Below are 22728 nucleotides of genomic sequence, written 5' to 3'. Positions count from 1 at the left end.
GGCCCGCGCATTTTCCGCTTCGCACGGCGGCGGGACGACCGCTCACGCCTTCGTGCGCGGCGCCGTTGAAATTCCGCCGCCGCCGGGGGCGTATAGGCAGGACCGTCACCGACCCGAGCGGACCCGCCCATGCCCTTTCTGCGCGAGAATTCCGGCAAGCTCAGCCCCGAGAAGATCGCGGCGCTGCTGATCGTGCTGCTGCCCTTCGGCCTGCTGCTGGCACAGATCTTCAGCGGCGGCTTCGCCGCCTCCGAGCCACCCGGGCTGGGGGGCGCCGGTTTGGGCGGTGGAGGGCTCGGCGGGCCAGGGGCCGGGGGCGGGCTGGGCGGCGAGGCGGCGCTGGGCGCCCGCCCGCTCATCCAGGTCATCCATTTCGTCGGCGACTGGGCGATCCGGTTGCTGCTGCTATCGCTTGCCGTAACGCCGGCGCGGCGCCTGTTCAACGCGCCGAAACTGCTGCTGACGCGCCGCACCCTCGGCCTCGGTGCCGCTGCGCTCATCGGCGTGCATCTCGCGGTCTATCTCGTCGATGTCGGCAGTCTTGTCACGGCCGCGAGCGAGATCGCGCTGCGCATCTATCTCACCATCGGCTTTGTTGCCGTGCTGGCCTTTGCCGCGCTGTCGGCCACCTCCTGGGACGGGGCGATCCGCCGGCTCGGCGCGGCGCGCTGGAACCGGCTGCACCAATTGGTCTACCCCGCCACCGCGCTCGCTTTGCTGCACTTCTTCATGCAGCAGAAGCTCGACGTGACCCAGCCGGTGCTGATGACCGGCCTGTTCGTCTGGCTGATGGGCTGGCGCGTGCTGCAGGCTTACGGGCGCGGCACCGGCTTTCTCAACCTTCTTGCGCTCGCCGCCGCCTCCGGCATCCTCACCGCGCTGATCGAAGCCGGCTGGTACGCCGCCGCCACCGGCATCGACCCTGTGCGGGTGCTGCAGGCGAACCTCTCATTTGCGTATGCCATCAGCCCGAGTTGGTGGGTGGCCGGCGCCGGCATCGCCGTCGCGGTGCTGAGCGACATCGCCCTGCGGCTGCGGCCCCTTCCCGTCCGTCGGACCGCACGCGCATGAAGGATCAGCCGACGGCGCGCGCCAGCCACGCCGCCGCCTGATCCTTCGGCAACGCCGTCCAGCCCTCCAGCTGGTGGCGGAACCAGGTGTCCTGCCGCTTGGCGTAGTGGCGCGTGTCGAGGATAGCCCCCTCGATCGCCGCCTCCACCGTGATCTCCCCGGCGAGATGGCGCCCGAACCACGGCATGCCGTGGGCCTTCAAGAGCGGCCGATCCGCCGGCAGGCCGCGCGCCAGCAACGCCCGCGCCTCGTCCAGTGCCCCTTCCGCCATCATGGCGTGGAAGCGCTCGGCGATGCGGGCGCGCAGGGCCGCGCGGTCAGTGGCGAGGAACAGCCGCAGCGTGCTTTCCGCCGCCAGCACCGGCGCCTCGGCCGGGACCTGCTGCCACTGCGCCAGCGGCCGTCCCGTCGCTTCGAACACTTCCAGCGCCCGCATCAGCCGCTGCGTGTCGGAAGGCCGCAGCCGTGCCGCCGTCTCCGGGTCCACCGCCATCAGCCGCGCGTGCAGCCTCAGCGCATCGAGGTCGAGGCCGCGCACGCGGGCGCGAACCGCCTCTGGAATCGGCGGAATGGGCGAGAGCCCCTGGGTGAGCGCCTTGAAGTAAAGCCCGGTGCCGCCGGTGACGATCGGCAGCCAGCCCACGCGCTCCGCCTCGGCCAGCGCCGCCGCCGCATCTTCCAGCCAGCGCGCCACGGAATAATCGTCACCGCCATCCACATGGCCATAGAGCCGGTGCGGCGCGCGCGCCTCCTCCTGCAGGGTCGGCCGCGCCGAGAGCACCCTGAGGTCGCGATAGACCTGCATGGAATCGGCATTGATGACGACGCCGCCCACCCGCTCCGCCAAAGCGAGCGCCAGCGCCGACTTGCCGCTCGCCGTCGGTCCTGCAATAAGCACGGCGCGCGGGCGCGCAGCTTTCGCGGTCACGCCCTTTTCGCTCTTCCGGGTTTCCATCCTGCCTTTTTGCCCGACGCCGGCCCGGCGGCAAGGTCCCAGTTGCTGCCATGTCGCACTCCCTGCCGCTTGTCGCCGTTTTCATCTCCTCTCCCGCCGCCCCGGCGGTGGATGAGGCGCTGCTCGCCCGCGCCCGCGCCGCCCTCCCCTCGCCCGGCCCGGCACACTGGCTCAACCCCGGCATCGCGGCGGAAATCGCCTGCGCCGACGGCGCAGACCTCGCGAGCCTGCGCGCGGCGCTGGACGGCGCCCCAGTCGATGTGGCGCTGCTGCCGGCGGAAGGACGGCGCAAGCGGCTATTCCTCGCCGATATGGATTCCACCATGATCGGGCAGGAATGCATCGATGAGCTCGCCGACTATGCCGGGATGAAGGCGCATGTCTCCGCCATCACCGAGCGCGCCATGCGCGGCGAGATCGCCTTCGAGCCGGCGCTGCGCGAGCGCGTCGCCCTGCTCAAGGGCCTCCCGCTCGCCGTCGTCGATGAGGTCATCGCCGCGCGCATTCGTCTCACCCCGGGCGGCACCACGCTGGTGCGCACCATGAAGGCGCAGGGCACCCACACGTTGCTGGTGTCCGGCGGCTTCACCCTCTTTACCGAGCGCGTAGCGGAGATGATCGGCTTCGACGCCCACCGCGCCAATGTGCTGGTGGCCGATGGCGAGGCCTTCGCCGGGCTGGTCGAGGAACCCATCCTCGGTCGCGAGGCCAAGCTCGCCGCGCTGGTGGAGCTGCGCGCGGCCCTCGGCCTTGGCCATGGCGACACGCTCGCCGTCGGCGACGGGGCGAACGATCTCGCCATGATCGGCGAAGCGGGCCTCGGCGTCGCCTACCACGCCAAGCCCGCCGTCGCCGCCGCCGCGCAGGTGCGGATCGACCATGGCGACCTCACCGCCCTGCTCTATCTCCAGGGCTACACGGCCGAGGAGTTCATCGCCGCCTGAGCCGCGGTCAGGGCGCCAGCGGCGGCAGGATGATCGGGCTGCGCAGCGGGTCGTTGGGAATATCCACCGGCGGGGCCAGCGGCGGGGCGGCGCTTCCCGGCGCGCTCTGCCCGGGCGCGGTGTACTGGCCATAATAGGATTGCGGCGCCGCCGGCCGAGCGGCAGCAGGCGCGCGCGGCGCGGCCGGCTGCGGCGTCGCCCGCGGGGCAACGGCGGCGCCACCGGCACGCGGCGCGGCCTGCGGCGTGGGGCGGCGCACCGGCGGCGCGTCGGTCGCCTGCCCGCCATCGGTCAGCGGCGTGCGGCCATATTCCGCTTCCAGCCGCCTTGTCTCCCGCTCCAGCGCCCGCATGTTGATGGCGGTGCTGAGCGCGGTGAGGTCGAAGCGCCGCTCCGGCGCCGTCAGCGGGCCGCGCCACTGCACCGCCGCCGCCGGCGCGGCCGGCAGGCCGGCGCTGGCGACATCCTGCATTTCCAGCGTCGCCTCGAAGCTCAGGGCGGGAATGTCCAGCGCCCCGCTCAGGCCGAAGCGCTGTTCGCCCACCGCGAGCCGGGCGGCACTGGTGCGGGCGACGCCGTCCACCACGCTGACCGCACTTTCCACCCGCGCCAGCTTCAGCGGCGCCCGCGCCAGACCGTCGCTGAGCAGCTGTGCGAGGCGCTGCTGGTCCGGCGGCGGGCCGCGTTCGGTCGCCAGCATCACATATTGCAGCGCCTTCGGGTCGCTCTGGTCGATTTCCAGCGCCTCGACCGCGACGCTGCCCTGCCCCTGCAGCTGGCTGGCCAGCGCGAAGGGCGAGGTGCCGCGCCCGGTGAGGTCGAGCGTGGTGCTCACGCGGCCGCGCAGCTTCGGCTGCGTCACGCCGAGGGCGGCGAACAGCGCGGCGCTGTCGGCATTGGTCAGCGCCAGCCGTCCGTCGAACTGCACCGTCTGGCCGGCGCGGGCGAGGTTGAACTTGCCGGCGAAGTTTCCGCCGGCGAGCGTGCCATTCGCGCTCTCCACCGCGAGGCGCCCCTCGCTCAGCCGCGCCGCCACCTTCGCCTCGCCCAGTATCAGGCCGCCGGGAAGGTCGAAGCGCCCGACATTCAGCGTCACATCGGCGGCGGGTGCCGCGGCGGCCGGGCCGAAGGCCGCGCGTGACCATCCCTCCGCCGCGCCGCCATCGGAAGCGCCGACGACAAGCGCGAGCGCCGGCGCGAGGCTCCATTGCGGCAGGTTGAGCGCCGCCCGCAGCGGCTGACCCGACATATAGGCGAGGGTGCCGTCGAGACGCTGCGCGCCCAGCGTCCCGGCCAGCGCGCCAATGCGCCATTCCTCGCCTGCGCGGGTCAGCGTGCCGGTGAAGCGGGCCGGCACCGCGCCGGCGGCCGGCACGGCGTTCTGCGGCAGCAGGGGGGTGAGATCGGCCGCGTCGAGCGTCAGGGCGAGGTCGGGTTCCAGCCGCCCGGCGGCGTCGAGCGCCGCCTTGCCTTCCGCCCGCAGCCGCGCGCCGGCAAATTCGAGCGTCGCGGCGACGCGCTGGTCGAGATCGAGGACAAGTCGCGCCGGGCCGAGAGTAGGCCGCAGCCCCGGCACGCCAGCACTGGTGAGCACCGCGCTGCCGTCGCGCGCATCCAGCGCGACCTGTCCGCTCAGGCGGCCATCGGCGGCAAAGCCGAGCTTTCCGGTGCCGGAAAGACCGCCAAGCCGGCCGCCGGCATCCACCGTTGTGCGCCCGTCCTGCGACACCAGCGTCAGGGTGAGGTCGACGGGCGCGAGGCTCGCCTGCGCGGCGGAAAGGAAGGGTTCGATGCGGGTGAGGCCGAACGCCCCGGCAAGGCCCGGCAGGCCCTCGGCCCGCCGGCCGGTGAGCTTTGCGGTGAAGCGCGCGGTACCGGCGCCATCGCCGCCGAGGGCAGCGAGGCGCCCGCTACCGGTAAGATCGAGCCCGGCGAAATCCTCCAGCGCCAGGCGCTCGATGCCCAGCCCCTCCGACGTGCCCTTGAGGATGAGATCCAGGCTGCGGGCGCTGCCGCCGGCAAGCCGCACCTGCCGGCCGCCGACGCTGAGATTGAGATCGGTGGTCCCGAGGCCGAGCGCTACCAACTTCTGCATCGGCGGCAACAGCGCGTCGACATCGACATCCGAGGTGGTCAGCACCGCGTCGATCCGCCCGCGTCCCTGCGCCACCGGCAGCGTATAGGCAGCGGTGCCGGCAAAGCGGCTCTCGCCGGCGGCAAGCTCCAGCTTGTCGAGCGCGAAGCCGCCAGCACTGACGCTGAGATCGCCGGCCAGCCGCGCCGCCCCGGCCGGCAGGCTCGCCACCAGCCCGCTGGCCTGCGGCACCGCCCAGGCGACGAAGCCCGGCAGGTCCTGCGCCTCCAGCACACCCGTGCCGCCGAACAGCGCCGCATTGGGATCGCCGGTGCCGGCCACGCGCGGCAGCGTACCGGACAGCGCGATCCGCGCCCCACCGGGCAGCCGCGCCTCCAGCGTGCGGGCGCGCCAGCCGCCGGGCGACCAGTCGAGCCCCGCCTTCACCTCGCGCGCCGCCGCCCCGGCGAGCAGCACCGTGTCGCTGGACAGATCCAGCGAGCCGACCATGGCGAGATCGGCGAGCGGCGCGAGCAGCCGCGCCAGCGCATCGGTCGCCGCCAGCGGCGTCGCGCCACCGGTCAGCGCGGCAAGATCGAGCTGGCGGGCGGCAAGGGTGAGATCGAGCCGCGATTCCGGGACGCCGGGGCCGGCCGCGACGAGGCGGGCGGAACCCGACAGCGCCACAGGCCGCTCGGCCGCGTCGAGTGTCAGGCTAAGATCGGTCGCGGCGACAGTCTGCGGCGTCGCATCCACCTTGGCGGCGAGGCTCCACGCCTTGAGCGGGTCGCCGCCCGTGGGACTGGCTTCGGGGGCGGCGGTGCGCACCAGCGCCGCCCGGCCGCGAAAGCTCGGCGCACCGCCGGCAAGGTTCAGCACCCCGTCCGCATCGACGCTGAGCGGCGAGCCGACATTCTGCGCGCTGAGCCGGAGCTTGGCGGTACTGTCGGCGGCGAAGGCCGATACATTCAGCCGCACCCGCCGGCGCAGGCCGGCCGCATCGGCCTCACCATCCAGTTTTATCGGTCCCATCGAACCGCCGACTTCGCCGGTGAGGTCCACGTCGTCGAGCTTGAAGGCGCGCTGATTGGCGCGGTCCAGCAGTTCGAAGCTACCGTCGAGGACGGAGAGTTGGGCGACGCTGAACCCCGCGGGGCGGGCGGCACCGGTAGGAATCGAGATTTTCCCCGTATTATCAATTACCAAGCGAGCACGCGGACGCAGAAGCGTGACCTGATCGGCCACCACGTCGCCGCGCATCAACGCACCGAGATTGAGCCGGCCGGACAGTTCCGCCGCCGCGAGCGAGGTCCCGCCGCCGTCAAGACCAATGGAAACATCGCGCAGGACAACACGCGGCGTGGGGAGAATCTGCGCGTCGATCGGCCCGCGGATGACGACAGGCGCACCCATCGTCCGCGCCGCCTGCGCCTCAAACACCGAGCGCCATTGCGACCAGTCGACGACGAACGGCGCCGCGAAGGCCGCCACGACGGCCAGTATGATCGCGCCCGCAATCGTCAACAGCAGGTTCTGCACGCGTTCCTCCGGCCTTTCGGCCCCGGCGTCCCGCCCGCTGGCGGATGCCCGACCACTCTACGCTAGATGGTTGATAATTTTCGCGTTCTTAGCTGTATGCGCAAGGCGCGAATTGAGGCAGACCGCCGCAAGCCGGTCTCGGCGCCGCCCGGGCGTCCCGGATCAGGGCAGGATCTTGCCCGGATTCATGATGTCGTGCGGGTCCAGCGCCTGCTTGATCGCCCGCATCGCCTCCAATGTGGCGGCGCCGTGCTCGGCCTCCATATAGGCGCGCTTGCCCTGCCCGACGCCGTGCTCACCCGTGGCTGTGCCGCCCATGGCCAGCGAGCGCTTGATCATGCGGGAAATGAAGTCCTTCGCCTTGGCGACATCGTGCGGGTCGCTCACGTCCACCAGCGTGACGGTGTGGAAATTGCCGTCCCCGACATGGCCGACGATCGGCGCCAGCATCCCCATTTCCTCAATGTCCCGCTTGGTCTCATCGACACAGTCGGCAAGACGGGAGAGGGGGACGCAGACATCGGTGGCGAGGGCCTTGGCGCCGGGCTTCAGCGGCAGACAGGCCCAATAAGCGTCGTGCCGCGCCTGCCACAGGCGCGTGCGGTCCTCCGGTCGCGTCGCCCAGCGGAAACCGCCCCCACCATACTCGGCGGCGATCTCGCTAAATCTCTCACTTTGCTCGTGAACGCTCGCCTCGGTGCCGTGGAACTCGACGAACAGCGTCGGCTGCTCGGCAAGATCGAGCTTCGAATAGGCATTGCAGGCCCGGACCTGCACTTCGTCGAGCAGTTCGATGCGCGCGACGGGGAGGCCGGTCTGGATGGTGAGGATGACCGCATCGCAGGCGGCGCGGACCGTGGGGAAGGCGCAGACTCCGCCGGAGATCGCCTCAGGGATGCCGGCAAGCCGCAGCGTCAGGCTGGTGATGATGCCCAGCGTGCCCTCGGCGCCGACGAACAGGCGCGTAAGATCGTAGCCGGCCGATGATTTCTTCGCCCGCCGCGCGGTGGTGATCACCTCGCCATTGGCCAGCACCGCGGTGAGTGCGATGACATTGTCCTTCATCGTGCCATAGCGCACAGCATTGGTGCCGGAAGCGCGGGTAGACGCCATGCCGCCCAACGAGGCATCGGCGCCGGGATCTATGGGGAAGAACAGGCCGGCATCGCGCAGATGCTCGTTCAGCTGCTTGCGCGTCACCCCCGGCTCGACCACGCAGTCGAGATCTTCCGTGTGCACAGACAGCACACGGTTCATCCGTGACAGGTCGATGGAAATGCCGCCCCTCGGCGCGTTGATCTGCCCTTCCAGCGAGGAGCCGGTGCCGAAGGCGATGACCGGCACGCGGTGCTGCGCGCAGGCGCGCACGACCTTCTGCACCTCCTCGGTGCTTTCGACGAACACCACCGCGTCCGGCGCCTCATTGGCGAGCCAGGTGACGGTGTTGGCGTGCTGCTCGCGAATGGCCCGACCGGTGGCGAGCCGCTCACCGAAATGGGCGGAGAGAGCGGCGATAACCTGCTGCACCCCCGCACCACCCGCAGGCGCCACAGGACGCTCCTCGACACTGGTTTCCATGCCACCCTCCCGACGCTCGTCTCGGCCCTACACCCGGCCGGAGCCGGTCGCCTCAACGGCATATACCTTATGCCGGCCCCTCGCGACTCCCGGCGGAGGCCTGCTGCCGCGCAATAAGCACGACGAAACCCCGCTATCGCAAGAATTCGGTCATTCAAACGCCATCACGGCAGGTGACGACTGCATGGAAAGTCGGCACAATGCTTGTCAATAAGGCAGCGCGCTACCTCGCGCTCATAACGGTCGGGATGGTGTCATGCTGGACGGGATCGATTTCGAACCCGTGTTCTTCGCGCCCTTCGTGTCGTCCGTCATGACGGTTGACGCCGGTTGGGCCGATCACAACGGGCATTTGCACGCAGCATTCTACAGCCTGCTTTTCGACCGCGCGGTCGATGAAGCGGTGTTCCTTGTCGGGCTCGGCCCGCACATGGTGGAAAGCCGGCGGGCGTCGTTCGTCACGATGGAGGCGCATCAGCGCTTCCAGCGCGAGCTTCGCGCCGGGCAGGAAGTGCGGGCGACGCTCCGCCTCATCAATTACGACGACAAGCGCATGCACCTGTTCCAGGAGTTGCACCACGCCCGCGAGGGCTGGATTGCCGCGACCTATGAGCAGATCGCCCAGCATGTCGAGGCAGGCACCCGCCGTGTGGTGCCCTTCCCCGACGAGGTGCTGGAGCGCTTGGCGCTGATGAAGGCGGCCCACGGGGCGCTGCCCATGCCGGAAGGACTCGGCCGGCCGGTCAACATGCCGATCCGGCTGAGCTGACCGGCGCGCAGGCCCCACACGCCCTCGGGAGGGTTCACCCCCGCAAGGCGGGCGTGGTGTTGCGCCCGCGATCGGCGGTCAATTCCAGCGTCGTCCAGCCTTCGATGGTGCGGCGGCGCTTGAGCCGCAGCCCTTGGGCGCGATAGGCGGCCAGCGCCGCATTGGCGTGTGAAGGCAGCAGGCCCGACAGTACCACCGTGCCGCCCGGCGCCAGCAATCGGCTCAATGGCCGGGCGATGCCCTTGAGTGGCGCCAGCAGGATATTGGCGAGGATCAGGTCATAGGGGCCGTGGCGACGAAATTCTCCCGCCCCCAGTCCCGGCGCATGCACAAACTGGATATGCGGCGCGGCGCGGTTCGCCACGGCATTGGCCCGCGCCGTGGTCACCGCCACCTTGTCGATATCGCTGGCAAGCACGGGGGCGTGGAACAGTCGCGCCGCGGCCATGGCCAGCACCCCCGTGCCGGTGCCGACATCGAGCGTGCGGCCCGGCCGGCGCTGCTTGCCGAAGGTATCGATGGCGGCAAGGCAGCCCTTGGTGGTGCCGTGATGGCCGGTACCGAAGGCGAGCGCCGCCTCGATCTCGATGCCGATGCGGTTGCCCGTCAACCGCCCGCGATCATGCGAGCCATGAACGACAAAGCGGCCAATGGCCACGGGGGCGAGGCCTTCCAGCGACGCCGCTACCCAGTCCTTCTTGTCGAGCAGCGAGAAGGTCGCCGCAACGGCGGCTTCAGGCGAAACGAGCGCGATGAGATCGCGCACCATCTCCTCGTCCGGCGGATCGCCGAAATAGACCTCCACTGCCCAACCCGAGCCCTCGGCGCGGTCTTCCACCTCAAAGGCGGCGGCGGCCACCTCGGCGGGGTCGAAACTCTCGCCGAGATATTCGGCAATGGCGCGCGCCTCATGCTCGGGCGCATCCACCCGCATCACGTGCGAGGCGCCATTAGGCGGCAATCCTTCGAGCATATCGGTCCTCACCTGGCGAGCGCATCCATGGTGCGCGTCTGTAAGCGAGGACGCGCCCGAACACCAGCGTGGGAGCGCCCCCACCGCTCACGCGGCATCGACGAAGCTGTCCACCACCTTCTTCTCGCCAGCCTTGTCGAACTGCACGGTGAGCTTGTTGCCTTCCACCGAGGCGACCTCGCCATAGCCGAACTTCTGGTGGAACACACGGTCGCCAATGGCGAAGCGGGAGGCTGGGCCGGTCGACTTGGCGATGAGTTCACCCTCGATCACCCGGCCGCCGCGCGCCTTCTCACTGGCGGCGAAGCGTGAGGGCCGGTTGTCGCTGGAGCTGCCGCCGGAGAAGCCCCCGCCACCGCTATTGCTGCGCGCGGCGTTCTGCGCCCGCTGCCAGCCGGGCGTCGAATAGGAAGAGCCAAAGGTCTGCACCTCGTCGAAGCGGCTGGGACCATAGCCATAGCGACCCGACTGGCCGCCGCCCCAGCCCTGCCCGCCGCGCGATTCCGTCACCTCCACGTCCTTCTCCGACAATTCGTCAAGGAAGCGGCTCGGCACGGCGGATTGCCACATGCCGTGAATGCGCCGGTTGGAGGCAAAGAACACCTTGGCGCGGCGCCGCGCGCGGGTGAGGCCGACATAGGCGAGGCGGCGCTCTTCCTCCAGCCCCGCGCGGCCCTGCTCATCCAGCGCGCGCTGGTTGGGGAACACGCCCTCCTCCCATCCGGGAAGAAACACCGTGTCGAATTCCAGCCCCTTGGCCGAATGCAGCGTCATGATGTTGACGGCATCGCCGCCTGCGGCGCCCTCGACGTCCATGACCAGCGAAATGTGCTCGAGGAAGCCGATGAGGTTCTCGAACTGCTCCATCGAGCGCACGAGTTCCTTGAGGTTGTCGAGCCGGCCCTGCGCGTCGGCGGAGCGGTCCTTCTGCCACATCTCGGTGTAGCCGGATTCGTCCAGCACGATCTCGGCCAGTTCATTCTGCGGCAGGCTGGCCATCTGGCCGCGCCAACGGTCGAAAGAGGCGACGAGGTCGCGCAAGGTGAGCCGCACTTTCGGCTTCAACTCCTCGCTCGCCACCAGTTCCCGCGCGGCCTCGATCAACGGAATCTGCGCAGCGCGGGCGTGATCATGGATCTGCCGCAGCGCCGCGTCGCCCAGACCGCGCTTGGGCACATTGACGATGCGCTCGAAGGCGAGGTCGTCGGAGGGCGAGGCGATGACGCGCAGATAAGCCAACGCGTCGCGGATTTCCGCCCGCTCATAGAAGCGCGGGCCGCCGATGACGCGGTAGTTCAGCCCCAGCGTGACGAAGCGCTCTTCAAACTCGCGCATCTGGAAGGAGGCCCGCACCAGAATGGCGATCTGGGTCAGGGCATGGCCTTGGCGCTGGAGCTGTTCGATCTCCTCGCCGATGGCGCGGGCTTCCTCCTGGCTGTCCCAGGCACCGGTCACCGTGACCTTCTCGCCGCTCTCGCCTTCCGAGAACAGCGTCTTGCCGAGCCGGCCCGCATTGTGGGCGATGAGGTGGGCCGCAGCGCCGAGGATATGGCCGGTGGAGCGGTAGTTGCGCTCCAGCCGCACCACGGTGGCGCCGGGGAAATCGGCCTCGAAGCGCAGGATGTTATCGACCTCCGCCCCGCGCCAGCCATAGATCGACTGGTCGTCGTCGCCGACGCAGCAGACATTGCGCGAGCCGGCCGCCAGCAAGCGCAGCCAGAGATACTGCGCGACGTTGGTGTCCTGATATTCGTCGACGAGAATGTAGCGGAAGCGGCGGTGATATTCCGCGAGCACGTCCGGATTCTCGCGCAGCAGACGGATGCTCTCGAGAAGCAGGTCGCCGAAATCGACGGCGTTGAGCGCCTTCAGCCGCGCCTGATAGGCGGCGTAGAAGGCCCCGCCGCGCCCATTGGCGAAAGCAGAGCCCTCGCCCGCCGGCACCTGCTGCGGGCCGAGGCCGCGATTTTTCCAGCCGTCGATGATGTTGGCCAACAGCCGGGCCGGCCAGCGCTTCTCGTCAACGCCTTCGGCCTGCAGCAACTGTTTCAGCAGCCTTATCTGGTCGTCCGTATCGAGAATGGTGAAGCCGGATTTCAGCCCCACCAGCTCCGAATGCCGGCGCAGCATCCGCACACCGATGGAGTGGAAGGTGCCGAGCCAGGGCATGCCCTCCACCTCCTCCCCGACCATGGCGCCAATGCGCTCCTTCATCTCCCGCGCCGCCTTGTTGGTGAAGGTGACAGCGAGGATCTGCGAGGGCCAGGCGAGGCCGAGCGAGAGGATATGGGCGATGCGGGTGGTGAGTACCCGCGTCTTGCCGGTGCCGGCGCCGGCGAGCACCAGCACGGGCCCGTCGGTCGCCTCCACCGCCGCCCGCTGCTCGGGATTGAGGCCGTCGAGATAGACGCCGCGCGCGTGCCCGGCCCCGTCGGGACGCGCCAGCGCCGCCGCGCGCGCGGCAATGCCGCCGGGTCGCGGAGAGGCCGCCGGCAGGTCGAAGGGGAAATCGGAGGGTTCACCGTCCGGGATGTTTCGGGGGTCGGCCAACGGCCTGCTCACAGTCATGATGAATGATTCTTGGCGGAACAAAATGGCACCGGCATGCCCGTTTGGCGAGGGCGGCGCACATTGGCGAGGTTTTCAGCTGGCGCGATAGCCCAGCGCGGGCAGTTCGGCACCGATATGGGCGCCCAGCGCCCGCGCCGCCAGCGAGGGGCGCGGATCGGCATATTCCAGCGCGATGCCGATGCTGGGCAGCGCCGGCATGCCTTGCGTGACAATGTGCAGGTCCGGCGGCACCGCCATGCGCGTGAGCACCGCGATCGCATGGCCGGAGCGGGCGATGGCGATGAGGCCGGCAAGGCTGTTGCTGGCGAAGGCCACCCGGTAGCGCCGCCCCACCTGCTCCATCGCCGTGCAGGCGGCGCGGTAGTCGAGCGTCAGCGGTGCGGAGAGCGCCAGCGGCAGGGTGGCCTGGGCGAGCACGGCGGGCGCGGGATCGTGAGCTACCCAGACGAATTCCTCTGGCCGGATCACATCGCCGCCAGCGGGATCGGGCACCGAGACCAGTGCCAGCTCGATCTGCCGCCGGTGCAGCAATGGACGCAGTTCCAGCGTCGGCGCACAGACCATGCGTAGTTCGACATCGGGATAGAGCGCGCAGAAGCCGCGCAGAAGCTCCGGCAGGAAGGCGGCGGAATAGTCCTCCGGGCAGCCGAAGCTGACCGAGCCGCGCAGCCCGGTGCCCACCATATCGGCGAGGATTTCGTCGTGGCGCGCGAGCAAGGCGTCGGCATGCACCAGCAGTTTCTCGCCTGCCGTGGTGAGACGCACGCCGGAGCCGCTGCGGTGCAGCAGGGGTTGGCCGAGCGCGCTTTCCAGCCGGTGCATCTGCATGCTGAGCGCCGATTGGGTGCGGCCGATCTGCAGGCAGGCGCCGCTGATCGAGCCGGCGCGCGCCACAACGGTGAAGCTGCGCAGCAAAGCGAGGTCGAGATCGGGAATGGCGGCCATGCCGCCATCAGTTTCATCGATATCGGAATGAAACAATATCAGTTTGCCTGAGAGCGACGCCACCGATAGCTCTTATCCACCGCCATACGGGGATGAGCCATGTCGCTGAATGCCGATCCCGCCTTCTGGGCCGCCGCCAACACGCATCTCACCCGCTACGGGCCGAGCTTCGAATCCATCATCGTCGAGCGCGCCGCGGGCAGCTTCGTCTACGACGCCGACGGGCGCGGGATTCTCGACTTCACCTCTGGGCAGATGAGTGCGGTGCTAGGCCACACCCACCCCGATATCGTCGCCACCGTCGAGCGGCAGATGGGCCGGGTCGCGCATCTGTTTTCCGGCATGCTGTCCCGCCCGGTGGTGGAGCTCGCCTCCCGCCTCTCCGCATTGGCGCCGGGGCTGGAGCGGGTCCAACTGCTCTCGACCGGGGCGGAATCGAACGAAGCTGCCATCCGCATGGCCAAGCTCGTCACCGGCGGGCACGAGGTCGTCGCCTTCGCGCAGAGCTGGCACGGCATGACCGGCGCGGCGGCCGCCGCCACCTACAGCGCCGGGCGCCGGGGCTATGGACCGGTGACGCCGGGCTCCTTCGTCATTCCCGCGCCCAATTCCTACCGCCCGCGCTTCGCCCATGCCGACGGCACCAATGACTGGCAGACAGAACTCGACGACGCCTTCGCGCTGATCGACCGCCAGTCCACCGGAGCGCTCGCCGCCTTCATCGCCGAGCCGATCCTGTCCAGCGGCGGCATCCTCGAACTGCCACCCGGTTATCTCAAGGCGCTGAAGCAGAAATGCGAAGAGCGCGGCATGCTGCTCATCCTCGACGAGGCGCAAACCGGCATCGCCCGCACCGGCCACATGTTCGCCTTCCAGCGCGACGGCGTGACGCCCGACATCATGACACTTTCCAAGACGCTCGGCGCCGGCCTGCCGCTCGCCGCGGTCATGACGACGGCCGAGATCGAGCAGAAGGCGCATGAAAAGGGCTATCTGTTCTACACCACCCATGTCTCCGATCCGCTCCCGGCCGCCGTCGGCGTCACCGTGCTCGACGTGGTCGAGCGCGACGGGCTGGTGGAACAGGCGGTTCTCCGCGGTCAGCGGCTGAAGGACGGATTGCTCGCGTTGCAGCAGCGCCATGACTGCGTTGGCGATGTGCGCGGGCGCGGCCTGCTGCTGGGGCTGGAAATCGTGCTCGACCGGGGCACCAAGGAGCCGGGTTTCGAGCTCGGCGCGCGCGTCATGGACGAGGCGATGACGCGCGGGCTGAGCATGAACATCGTCAAGCTGCCGGGTATGGGCGGCGTGTTCCGCATCGCCCCGGCGCTGACGGTGAGCGAGGCGGAGATCGATCGCGGGCTGGAGATCATCTCCGACTCCATCACCGCCGCCACAGGCTGAGAGGCCCGCCGCGCCCGTCCGGGCCGCTACGAAGCGATCCGGGCGGCACGGGGCGCTGGCATCGCCTGCCCGGGCATGGTCTGATCGATCAGATTCCGCCCGTGCAGCACCAAGGCCCATCATGTTCGACGCCAAGTTCCAGACCTTCGCCGATTCCGCCGCTCCCGCGCTCGGTACCGCCCGCCTGAAGCTGCTGCGCGAGGAACTGGAACGACGCGGGCTCGACGGTTTCCTCATTCCCCGCGCCGACGCGCACCAGAATGAATATGTCCCGCCCTGCGACGAACGCCTCGCCTGGCTCACCGGCTTCACCGGCTCGGCCGGTGTCGCGCTGGTGCTGCGGGACGAGGCCGCCATCGTAGTCGATGGCCGCTACACGCTGCAGGCCGCCGCGCAGGTCGACACCGCTTCCTTCGCCGTCGTGCCGCTCGCGGAAACCACGCCCGAGCGCTGGCTGGAGACGCACCTGCCGGCCGGCGCTCATTTCGGATACGACCCCTGGCTGACGACGGTAGACAGCGAGCAGAAGCTGCGCCGCGCCGCCTCCGCTGCCGGCGGGGTGCTGGTGGCAGTGGACGGCAACCCGGTGGACGCGGTGTGGCGCGATCGTCCGGCGCCCCCGCTCGCCCCCGTGACGCTACGCGATCCGGCGCTGGCCGGCGAAAGCGCCGCCGATAAGATCGGCCGGGTGCAGAAGGCGCTCGGCGAGCAGAAGCTCGATGCGTTGGTCATCTCCGACCCGCATTCCGTCGCCTGGACCTTCAACATTCGCGGCGGCGACGTGAACTTCACACCGCTACCGCTGTCTTGGGCGCTGATTCCCCGCAGCGGACGGCCGACGCTGTTCATCGACGCCCGCAAACTCTCCAACGCGGTACGCGATGCCCTCGCGCCCATCGCCGAGATTGCCGAGCCGGTGCTGTTGGAACGTGCCGTGGAGATGGCCGCCGCCGGCGGCGCCACCGTCCGGCTCGATCAGGCAACCGCTCCGGCGCTTCTGGCGGCACGGATCGAGGCCGCTGGCGGGAAGGTCTCCAACGGAGTGAGCCCGGTCGCGCTGATGCAAGCGGCAAAGAATGCCGCCGAGCTTGAGGGCATGCGGGCCGCGCACCGGCGCGACGGCGCGGCGCTCGCCCGGTTCCTCGCCTGGTTTGACACGGAAGCGCCGAAAGGCGGGCTGACCGAGATCGACGCGGTCTGTGCGCTGGAGAGCTTCCGGCGCGAGACGGGCGTGCTCAAGGATATTTCCTTCCCCAGCATCTCCGGCGCCGGGCCGAACGGCGCCATCGTGCATTACCGCGTCAGCGAGGCGACCAACCGGCCCATCCGCCCGGATGAGCTGTTCCTCATCGATTCCGGCGCGCAGTATGAGGACGGCACCACCGATGTGACCCGCACTCTCGTCGTCGGCACGGCGAGCGCGGAAATGCGCGACCGCTTCACCCGGGTGCTGAAGGGGCACATCGCGATTGCACGGGCCGTGTTCCCGCTCGGCACCTCGGGCGCGCAGCTCGACAGCTTCGCCCGACAGCACCTCTGGGCGGCGGGGCTGGATTTCGACCACGGCACCGGCCATGGCGTCGGCGCCTATCTCTCGGTGCATGAGGGGCCGGCGCGGATTTCCAAGGTCGGCACGGTGCCGCTGGCGCGCGGCATGGTGCTCTCCAACGAGCCCGGCTACTACAAGACGGGCGCTTACGGCATTCGGCTGGAAAATCTGGAAATCGTCGTCGACGGGCCGGTGATCGAGGGGGCGGAGCGTACGCTGTTGGCCTTCGAGACGCTGACGCTGGCCCCGTTCGACCGGCGCGGGATCGAGCCCGCTTTGCTCACAGCCGAGGAGATCGCCTGGCTCGATGCCTATCATGCCCGAGTGCAGGCGGAGATCGGCCCGCTGGTCGACGCGCCGACCCGGCTCTGGCTGGAGGCCGCCACGGCACCGCTGGCGCGCTGACGGCGGGAAAATAGGTAATGGTTCAATGGAACCATCGTCGATGACCGGCATTATCCCCGCGACCGATGTAACGGGACGGCTGGAGACTCGACGATGACCACCATTCTTATCGTTATTCTTATCCTGATCCTTATTGGCGCCCTGCCGAGCTGGGGCTACAGCCGCAATTGGGGCTATGGCCCCAGCGGTCTCGTCACCATCCTGCTGGTGATTCTGATCGTGATGATGCTGACCGGGCGCCTCTGACCGTCGCGCACCGGAGTGGAAAAGCCGCCGCGTCTCCCCCCGCGGCGGCTTTTTCGTGTCTACGAAACGGGCGCGGCGTCGCGGTGAGTAGTCAGCCGCGCAGCACCGCCGCGGCCTCCGAAGCCGGCACCACCTTCGCGCCGGCGAATTCCAGTGCCGCCATCATCGCCGCCTGCACGGCGGGCGCGGGCACTTCCTTGCCATTGAACGCCAGCGGCAGCGTCGCCGTCGCGTCATGCGCAAGCGTGACCTCATAGCCGAGATCGAGCGCCGCCCGGCTCGCCGCATCCACGCACATATGGCTCATCGCGCCGACGATCACCAGGCGGCTGACGCCCTGCCCGCGCAGCAGGCTGTCGAGATCGGTGCGCAGGAAGGCGTTCACCTCCTCCTTCACCACGACCGGCTCCCCCTCTTGCGGTGCGAGGCTGGCGTGGATTTCCGCGCCCGGCGTGCCTCGCGTGAAGAATGGCGAGTCCTCACCAGTCATTTCATGACGCACATGCACCACCCCGGCGCCAGCTTCGCGCGCCAAGGCGAGAAGTTCCCCAGCCTTCGCGGCAGCAGCGGCGGTACCTTCCAGCGGGAAGCGGCCACCAGGGAAATAGTCGTTCTGCAGGTCGATGATGAGAAGCGCGGTGTCAGACACGGCAAGCTCCGGTGGTCGTAAAAGGGGAGCCAAGGTCCCCCCAGCGCAGCTTCCCTGTCAACTGGCGCCGGCCAGAGCCAGCCACTCGTCCTCGGTGAGCACCGCCACGCCCAGTTCCCGGGCCTTGGCGAGCTTGGTGCCCGCATCGGCGCCGGCGACGACGTAATCGGTCTTCTTCGACACGGAGCCTGCCACTTTGGCGCCCAGCCGCTCGGCCATGGCCTTGGCCTCGTCGCGGGTCATCTTCTCCAGCGCGCCGGTGAACACCACGGTCTTGCCGTTGACCGCACCAGCGCTGGCGACCGCTTCCATGGGCTCGGGCGTCACCTCGCCCAGCAGCGCCTCGACTGCCGCCTGGTTGTTCGGCTCACCGAAGAAATCGACCACCGCCTCCGCCACCACCGCGCCGATGCCCTCGATGCCTATGATCTCCTGCCAGGCCTCGTTGCCCTTGGGGTGCGCCTCGCCAGGGGGTATCGCCGCCAGCGCCGTCTCGCGCAGTGCCTCGATGGTTGGGAAATGGCGCAGCAGGCGCTTGGCATTGGTTTCGCCGACATGACGGATGCCGAGCGCGTAGAGGAAACGGTTCACCGGCACCTGCCGGCGCGAGGCGATGGCGGCGAACAGATTCTTCGCCGAGGTCTCGCCCCAGCCCTCGCGGTTCTTGAGCCGGGTGAGCGCTCCGGGGGCCGAATCGCGGGCCTCCAGCGTGAAGATATCCGCCGGCTGCTTCACCAGCCCAGCCTCATAGAAGGCCTGCACCTGCTTCTCGCCCAGCCCTTCGATGTCGAAGGCGTCGCGCGAGACAAAATGGCGGATGCGCTCCACCGCCTGCGCCGGGCAGATGAGCCCGCCCGTGCAGCGGCGCACCGCCTCGCCCTCCTCGCGCACGGCATGGGAGCCGCAGGCGGGGCAGAGGGTGGGGAAGGCGTAGGGTCTGGCATCGGCGGGACGGCGCTCGGTCTCGACCGCTACCACTTGAGGAATCACATCGCCGGCGCGCTGGATCACCACCCAATCGCCCTCGCGAATATCGACTCCACCGCGGATCGGCTCGCCATTGCCGCCGATGCCGCGAATATAATCCTCATTGTGCAACGAGGCGTTGGAGACCACGACGCCGCCCACCGTCACCGGGGTGAGTTTGGCGACCGGGGTCAGCGCGCCGGTGCGCCCGACCTGGATTTCGATGCGCTCCAGCCGGGTCACCGCCCGCTGCGCCGGAAACTTGTGCGCCAGCGCCCAGCGCGGCGAACGGGAGACAAAACCGAGCCGCCCCTGCAGCGCGAGGCTGTCGACCTTGTAGACGACGCCGTCAATGTCATAGCCGAGCATGGCCCGCTGCTCACCGATCAGGCGGTAATGCGCCAGCAGCTCCGCCGCCGTGTGGCAGCGCACCGTGAGCGGGTTGGTCGGCAGCCCCCAGCGCTTGAACGCCTCGATGACGCCGAACTGCGTATCGGCGGGCAGCCCAGCCTCACTCACCTCGCCCCAGGCATAGGCGAAGAAGCGTAGCGGTCGGCTCGCTGTGATCTTGGGGTCCAGCTGGCGCAGGCTGCCGGCCGCCGCGTTGCGCGGATTGGCGAAAAGCGGCTTGCCGGCCTCCTGCTGGCGCTCATTTATGGCGGCGAAGGCGTCGTGGCCCATATAGACCTCGCCGCGCACCTCGAACACATCAGGCACATCCGCGCCCTTCAGCCGCTGGGGAATTTCGCCGATGGTGCGGACATTGGCGGTGACATCCTCGCCCTCGAAGCCGTCGCCACGCGTCGCCGCCTGCACGAACACGCCATTCTCGTAGCGTAGCGAGCAGGACAGCCCGTCGATCTTCGGCTCGGCGGTGAAGGTCACCTCCGTGTCTGCGGCAAGGCCGAGGAAGCGGCGCACGCGGGCGACAAATTCCTCCACCTCCTCGTCGGCGAAGGCATTTCCCAGCGAGAGCATCGGCACCGCATGGCGCACCTTGGCGAATTTGGCGGAAGGCGCGGCCCCGACCTTCTCCGAGAGGCTGTCCATGCCGCGCAATTCGGGAAACTGTGCCTCGATCGCCTCATAGCGCCGGCGCAGCGCGTCATACGCCGCATCGGAGACGGTCGGCGCGTCGTCCTGGTAATAGCGCCGGTCATGGCCGGCGATCTCCTCGCCCAGCTTTGCGTGCGCACGCGCCGCTTCGTCGGCGGTCATGGCCGCGACATCCTCGGCAGCGGCCACATTCGGCAGGTCGTCGGCCGGCGTGACGGAAGAAGACGTTTGGGATCGCGACATCACACTCACCGCAGGCTTGGGCGGGGCACCGCCGGGGGCCCTCTCCCTTTCCAGAAATCGCCCGCCGGCTCAAGCCTCGCGATCAGGGCGCGGAAGACACCGGGCTCGGCGGGGACGACACCACCGGATCGAGCCGGAACAGCCGCACCGGCGGCATGGTCACGTCGCGAAAACGCCGCGACACCTCACCGAGATCCGTTCGTCCATAGACAGCGGCGATCTCGTTGAAGGAGCGGTAGGTGGAGAGCACGAGGAGCAGCGGCCCTTTCAGGCTGGGCGGCTCGGACTCGTCCATGAAAGCATAACGCTGACGCTCATCGAATTGCCGCACGGTCACACCCGGCAGTTCCCGCTTCAGCATGGCGGTCATCTGGTAATCATTGGTGAGGATCGCGGTCGCGCCGATCTCCCGCCGGCGCGTGTCGATTTCGGCGGCGAACGCCGGCCAGCCGCGCGTCATACGCACGATGGCGTCCTTGTTGCCGGCGAGCGTGGTGGGCACGAACAGCGCGTGAAGGCCCAGCGCCAGAATGAGACCAAAGGCCAAGGGCAACGTCGCCCGCGCCAGGCCCGGCAGGCTTCGCCCCAACCACCCGCTGCCGGCCGGGGCCAGCATGCCCGCCGCCGCCGCAATAGCAACGAGCGGGTAGAGAAAGCCGACCCAGTTGCCCTCGACGCGCGACCGCAGCGCATGCACGAGGAAATAGGCCAGCGGCACGAACAGCAGGAAGAGCACCAGCGCCCGGCCTGCACCGGGGCGGAACATCGCCGCCGCGCGCCCCGGCAGCAGCCCGAGAACGGCGAACAGAAAGATGAGCGGGGTCGCCAGCGCGATCTGCGAGCCGACGAACTCCGGCAGGAAGCCGGGGCGAAACGGTGCCTGCGCCGTCACCCGGCCGCCCTGCTTGGTCAATGTCGCCCAATCATGCGTGGCGTTCCAGGCGATATTGGGCAGGAATACGAGCAGCGCGAGCGCACCCGCCAGCCATGGCCATGGCGTGAGCAACTGCCGACGGAGCGGCGGCAGAACGAAAACCGCCAGCGCGAAGCCACCCGCCAGCATGATGCCGGAATATTTCGACTGTGCCGCCAGCCCCGTCGCCAGCCCCATGGCGAGCCACAGCCACGGGCAGGGTGCGCGCAGCAACCGCGCCGCCCCCCACACCATGGCCGCGCAGAACAGGGCGAGCGGCGCATCCGGCGTGGCCAGCGTCAGCCCGAGAAAGCCGAAGATGGTGGCGTTGAACAGAACCGCCGCCAGGGCGCCGGCGCGCTTGTCCGCCAGCAGTTCCGCCGCCGCACGCCAGACGAACCAGCTCGCCGGCAGCGCGGCCAGCACGCTGAACAGCCGGATGCCGAGCGGCGTATCTCCCAGCATTTCCTGCCCGGCGCGGATGAACAGCGCGATCATCGGGGGATGATCGACATAACCGGCGGAAAGGCCCTGAGCCCACAGCGCGTAATAGGCCTCGTCTGGTACAAGCGGCACGAAAGCGGCGAGCAGCAGCCGCCACACCAGCATCAGCCCAATCAACGCGAGCGCACCGCGCGCCGCGGTCTCCTGCGACAAGGCGGCAACCGGCGACGAGGCGGCTCGTGGCGCGTTCACGCCGCGTCCTTCCACACCAGCGCGCGGCTCATCGCGTAGTTCCACACCGCCCCGATGAACGCCCCGGCGATGCCGGCAAGCCACCATTGGTTGGTCTGGTAGAAGGCCCAGTCTGCCGCGCCGACATTGGCCGCCGCGCCCAGCCCGCAAATGGCATAGAAGGCCAGCAGCCCGCGCAGGAAGGCAAAGCCGGTCAGGCGGCGATCGCGATAGGTCAGCAGATTGTTGAGCAGATAGTTGAAGGTCATCGCCGTCATCGTGGCGATGGCCTGCGCCACCAGGAAGCTCAGCGCCAGACCGAGGCCAATGCGCAGCGCCGCGAGATGGACGACGAGCCCCGCCGCGCCCACTGTGGCGAAGGACAGGAAGCGCAGCGAGACAAGGCCACCCGTCGCCTTGGCGACGATCAGGCCGAGAAAATCCATCAACACCTTGTTGTCGAGCTTGCTGTCGCCGCTCTGCCGCACGCCGAAGCTATAGGTTAGCTCCGTCACCTTCAGCCGCCCCTTGGCGGTGGCGAGAATGTCGAGCAGGATCTTGAAGCCCTGCGTGGAAAGTTTCGGTGCCAGTTCCTCCACCGTCTCCCGCCGCAGCATGAAGAAGCCGCTCATCGGGTCGGAAGAGGTCACATGCAGCACGCGCTGGGCGAGGAGCGTGGCCAGCCGGCTACCGCGGCCGCGCCAGGCACTGAAGCCCTCCGCGTCGCCGCCGGGGGCGTAGCGCGTCGCCACGACCACATCGGCACCCGCGCCCATCGCTTCGAACATGCGCGGCAGCAGGCTCTCATCATGCTGGAGGTCAGCGTCCATGACGGCGACGACCGGCGCCTGCGCCGCGAGCATGCCCTCGATGCACGCGCCGGCGAGGCCGCGCCGGCCGACGCGGCGGATACAGCGGATGCGCGGGTCGCGCCGGCCGATGCTGCGCAGCGCGTCGGCGGTGCCGTCGGGTGAATTGTCATCGACGAAGATCGCTTCCCAGGCGAGACCGTCGAGCACGCGCGCGAGCCGCGCGACCAGCGGCTCCAGATTGCCGCGCTCGTTGAAGGTGGGAATGACCACCGTCATATCAGGGGGAACGGCCGGTGCGGCGAGGAAGACCGGCGCGGCACTTTCGGTGCCGGCGTGGGTGGGCGCGAGGGACGGCGAGGACGTCATGGGAAGCCGGCGGAGCGAGGGACAG

General features: G+C 69.3%; 16 protein-coding genes. 6 read left to right on the top strand and 10 right to left on the bottom strand.

The genetic code is table 11. The features are described from left to right. Nucleotides 1-129: 129 nt before the first annotated feature. Entirely contained in the window at nucleotides 130-1071 is a 942-nt protein-coding gene (locus K9D25_RS09355; protein WP_244450575.1) for a sulfite oxidase heme-binding subunit YedZ, read from the top strand. Between the two features lie 4 nt (nucleotides 1072-1075). Here K9D25_RS09355 and miaA read toward each other — a convergent pair whose 3' ends face one another. After that, a complete protein-coding gene (gene miaA, locus K9D25_RS09350) occupies nucleotides 1076-2026 on the bottom strand; it encodes a tRNA (adenosine(37)-N6)-dimethylallyltransferase MiaA (protein ID WP_244450574.1) in 951 nt (316 codons plus the stop codon). Nucleotides 2027-2076: 50 nt separating this feature from the next. Between miaA and serB the strand changes: the two genes are divergently transcribed. After that, nucleotides 2077-2970: a phosphoserine phosphatase SerB gene (gene serB / locus K9D25_RS09345; protein WP_244450573.1), complete on the top strand. Its 894-nt coding sequence runs from the start codon at nucleotides 2077-2079 to the stop codon at nucleotides 2968-2970. A 7-nt stretch (nucleotides 2971-2977) separates the two neighbouring features. Here the strand turns inward: serB and K9D25_RS09340 are convergent, their stop codons facing one another. After that, the gene (locus K9D25_RS09340) at nucleotides 2978-6583 is read right to left on the bottom strand and encodes an AsmA family protein (protein WP_244450572.1); all 3606 of its coding nucleotides are present in this window, start codon (nucleotides 6581-6583) and stop codon (nucleotides 2978-2980) included. A gap of 162 nt (nucleotides 6584-6745) precedes the next feature. Continuing rightward, on the bottom strand, nucleotides 6746-8161 hold the full coding sequence (locus tag K9D25_RS09335) for an FAD-binding oxidoreductase (RefSeq protein ID WP_244450571.1): 1416 nt from the start codon (nucleotides 8159-8161) through the stop codon (nucleotides 6746-6748). A 256-nt stretch (nucleotides 8162-8417) separates the two neighbouring features. Between K9D25_RS09335 and K9D25_RS09330 the strand changes: the two genes are divergently transcribed. Then, complete coding sequence (locus K9D25_RS09330) at nucleotides 8418-8930, top strand: thioesterase family protein (protein ID WP_244450570.1); 513 nt, start codon at nucleotides 8418-8420, stop codon at nucleotides 8928-8930. Between the two features lie 34 nt (nucleotides 8931-8964). Here K9D25_RS09330 and K9D25_RS09325 read toward each other — a convergent pair whose 3' ends face one another. From K9D25_RS09325 to K9D25_RS09315, 3 genes are all read right to left on the bottom strand, one after another. Then, nucleotides 8965-9903: a 50S ribosomal protein L11 methyltransferase gene (locus K9D25_RS09325; protein ID WP_244450569.1), complete on the bottom strand. Its 939-nt coding sequence runs from the start codon at nucleotides 9901-9903 to the stop codon at nucleotides 8965-8967. Between the two features lie 87 nt (nucleotides 9904-9990). Next, nucleotides 9991-12453: an ATP-dependent helicase gene (locus K9D25_RS09320; RefSeq protein WP_432207922.1), complete on the bottom strand. Its 2463-nt coding sequence runs from the start codon at nucleotides 12451-12453 to the stop codon at nucleotides 9991-9993. Nucleotides 12454-12546: 93 nt separating this feature from the next. Next, nucleotides 12547-13419, bottom strand: coding sequence for a LysR family transcriptional regulator (locus tag K9D25_RS09315; protein WP_244450567.1), 873 nt, complete (start codon nucleotides 13417-13419; stop codon nucleotides 12547-12549). Between the two features lie 99 nt (nucleotides 13420-13518). On the opposite strand from K9D25_RS09315, the gene K9D25_RS09310 reads away from it, so the two are divergent. The 3 genes from K9D25_RS09310 (at nucleotide 13519) to K9D25_RS09300 (ending at nucleotide 17023) form a co-directional block, all read left to right on the top strand. Next, nucleotides 13519-14823 (top strand): aspartate aminotransferase family protein, encoded by a 1305-nt coding sequence (locus K9D25_RS09310; protein ID WP_244450566.1) that lies wholly within the window; start codon nucleotides 13519-13521, stop codon nucleotides 14821-14823. Between the two features lie 121 nt (nucleotides 14824-14944). Beyond that, nucleotides 14945-16777 carry an aminopeptidase P family protein gene (locus K9D25_RS09305; RefSeq protein ID WP_244450565.1) on the top strand — a complete coding sequence of 611 codons (1833 nt, stop codon included), beginning with the start codon at nucleotides 14945-14947 and terminating at the stop codon, nucleotides 16775-16777. A gap of 93 nt (nucleotides 16778-16870) precedes the next feature. Continuing rightward, a complete protein-coding gene (locus K9D25_RS09300) occupies nucleotides 16871-17023 on the top strand; it encodes a DUF3309 domain-containing protein (protein ID WP_244450564.1) in 153 nt (50 codons plus the stop codon). A gap of 91 nt (nucleotides 17024-17114) precedes the next feature. Here K9D25_RS09300 and K9D25_RS09295 read toward each other — a convergent pair whose 3' ends face one another. The 4 genes from K9D25_RS09295 to K9D25_RS09280 form a co-directional block, all read right to left on the bottom strand. Then, complete coding sequence (locus K9D25_RS09295) at nucleotides 17115-17672, bottom strand: cysteine hydrolase family protein (RefSeq protein WP_244450563.1); 558 nt, start codon at nucleotides 17670-17672, stop codon at nucleotides 17115-17117. Between the two features lie 57 nt (nucleotides 17673-17729). Then, nucleotides 17730-19856, bottom strand: coding sequence for an NAD-dependent DNA ligase LigA (gene ligA / locus K9D25_RS09290; RefSeq protein WP_244450831.1), 2127 nt, complete (start codon nucleotides 19854-19856; stop codon nucleotides 17730-17732). A 163-nt stretch (nucleotides 19857-20019) separates the two neighbouring features. Continuing rightward, nucleotides 20020-21546, bottom strand: a complete 1527-nt coding sequence (locus K9D25_RS09285; RefSeq protein WP_244450562.1) for an ArnT family glycosyltransferase — start codon at nucleotides 21544-21546, stop codon at nucleotides 20020-20022. Further along, the gene (locus tag K9D25_RS09280; protein ID WP_244450561.1) at nucleotides 21543-22703 is read right to left on the bottom strand and encodes a glycosyltransferase; all 1161 of its coding nucleotides are present in this window, start codon (nucleotides 22701-22703) and stop codon (nucleotides 21543-21545) included. Before K9D25_RS09280 ends, K9D25_RS09285 begins: the two co-directional genes overlap by 4 nt. Nucleotides 22704-22728 lie beyond the last annotated feature (25 nt).

The organism is Ancylobacter polymorphus (assembly GCF_022836935.1).
Lineage (GTDB): Bacteria > Pseudomonadota > Alphaproteobacteria > Rhizobiales > Xanthobacteraceae > Ancylobacter > Ancylobacter polymorphus_A.
This window is presented reverse-complemented; position numbering and strand designations above follow the sequence as displayed.

Coding starts and splice junctions, on each gene's coding strand:
- K9D25_RS09335 (WP_244450571.1), bottom strand. CDS start 8,161: ATGGAAACCAGTGTCGAGGAGCGTCCTGTGGCGCCTGCGGGTGGTGCG.
- K9D25_RS09300 (WP_244450564.1), top strand. CDS start 16,871: ATGACCACCATTCTTATCGTTATTCTTATCCTGATCCTTATTGGCGCC.
- K9D25_RS09325 (WP_244450569.1), bottom strand. CDS start 9,903: ATGCTCGAAGGATTGCCGCCTAATGGCGCCTCGCACGTGATGCGGGTG.
- serB (WP_244450573.1), top strand. CDS start 2,077: ATGTCGCACTCCCTGCCGCTTGTCGCCGTTTTCATCTCCTCTCCCGCC.
- K9D25_RS09280 (WP_244450561.1), bottom strand. CDS start 22,703: ATGACGTCCTCGCCGTCCCTCGCGCCCACCCACGCCGGCACCGAAAGT.
- K9D25_RS09355 (WP_244450575.1), top strand. CDS start 130: ATGCCCTTTCTGCGCGAGAATTCCGGCAAGCTCAGCCCCGAGAAGATC.
- miaA (WP_244450574.1), bottom strand. CDS start 2,026: ATGGAAACCCGGAAGAGCGAAAAGGGCGTGACCGCGAAAGCTGCGCGC.
- K9D25_RS09315 (WP_244450567.1), bottom strand. CDS start 13,419: ATGGCCGCCATTCCCGATCTCGACCTCGCTTTGCTGCGCAGCTTCACC.
- K9D25_RS09310 (WP_244450566.1), top strand. CDS start 13,519: ATGTCGCTGAATGCCGATCCCGCCTTCTGGGCCGCCGCCAACACGCAT.
- K9D25_RS09330 (WP_244450570.1), top strand. CDS start 8,418: ATGCTGGACGGGATCGATTTCGAACCCGTGTTCTTCGCGCCCTTCGTG.
- ligA (WP_244450831.1), bottom strand. CDS start 19,856: ATGACCGCCGACGAAGCGGCGCGTGCGCACGCAAAGCTGGGCGAGGAG.
- K9D25_RS09305 (WP_244450565.1), top strand. CDS start 14,945: ATGTTCGACGCCAAGTTCCAGACCTTCGCCGATTCCGCCGCTCCCGCG.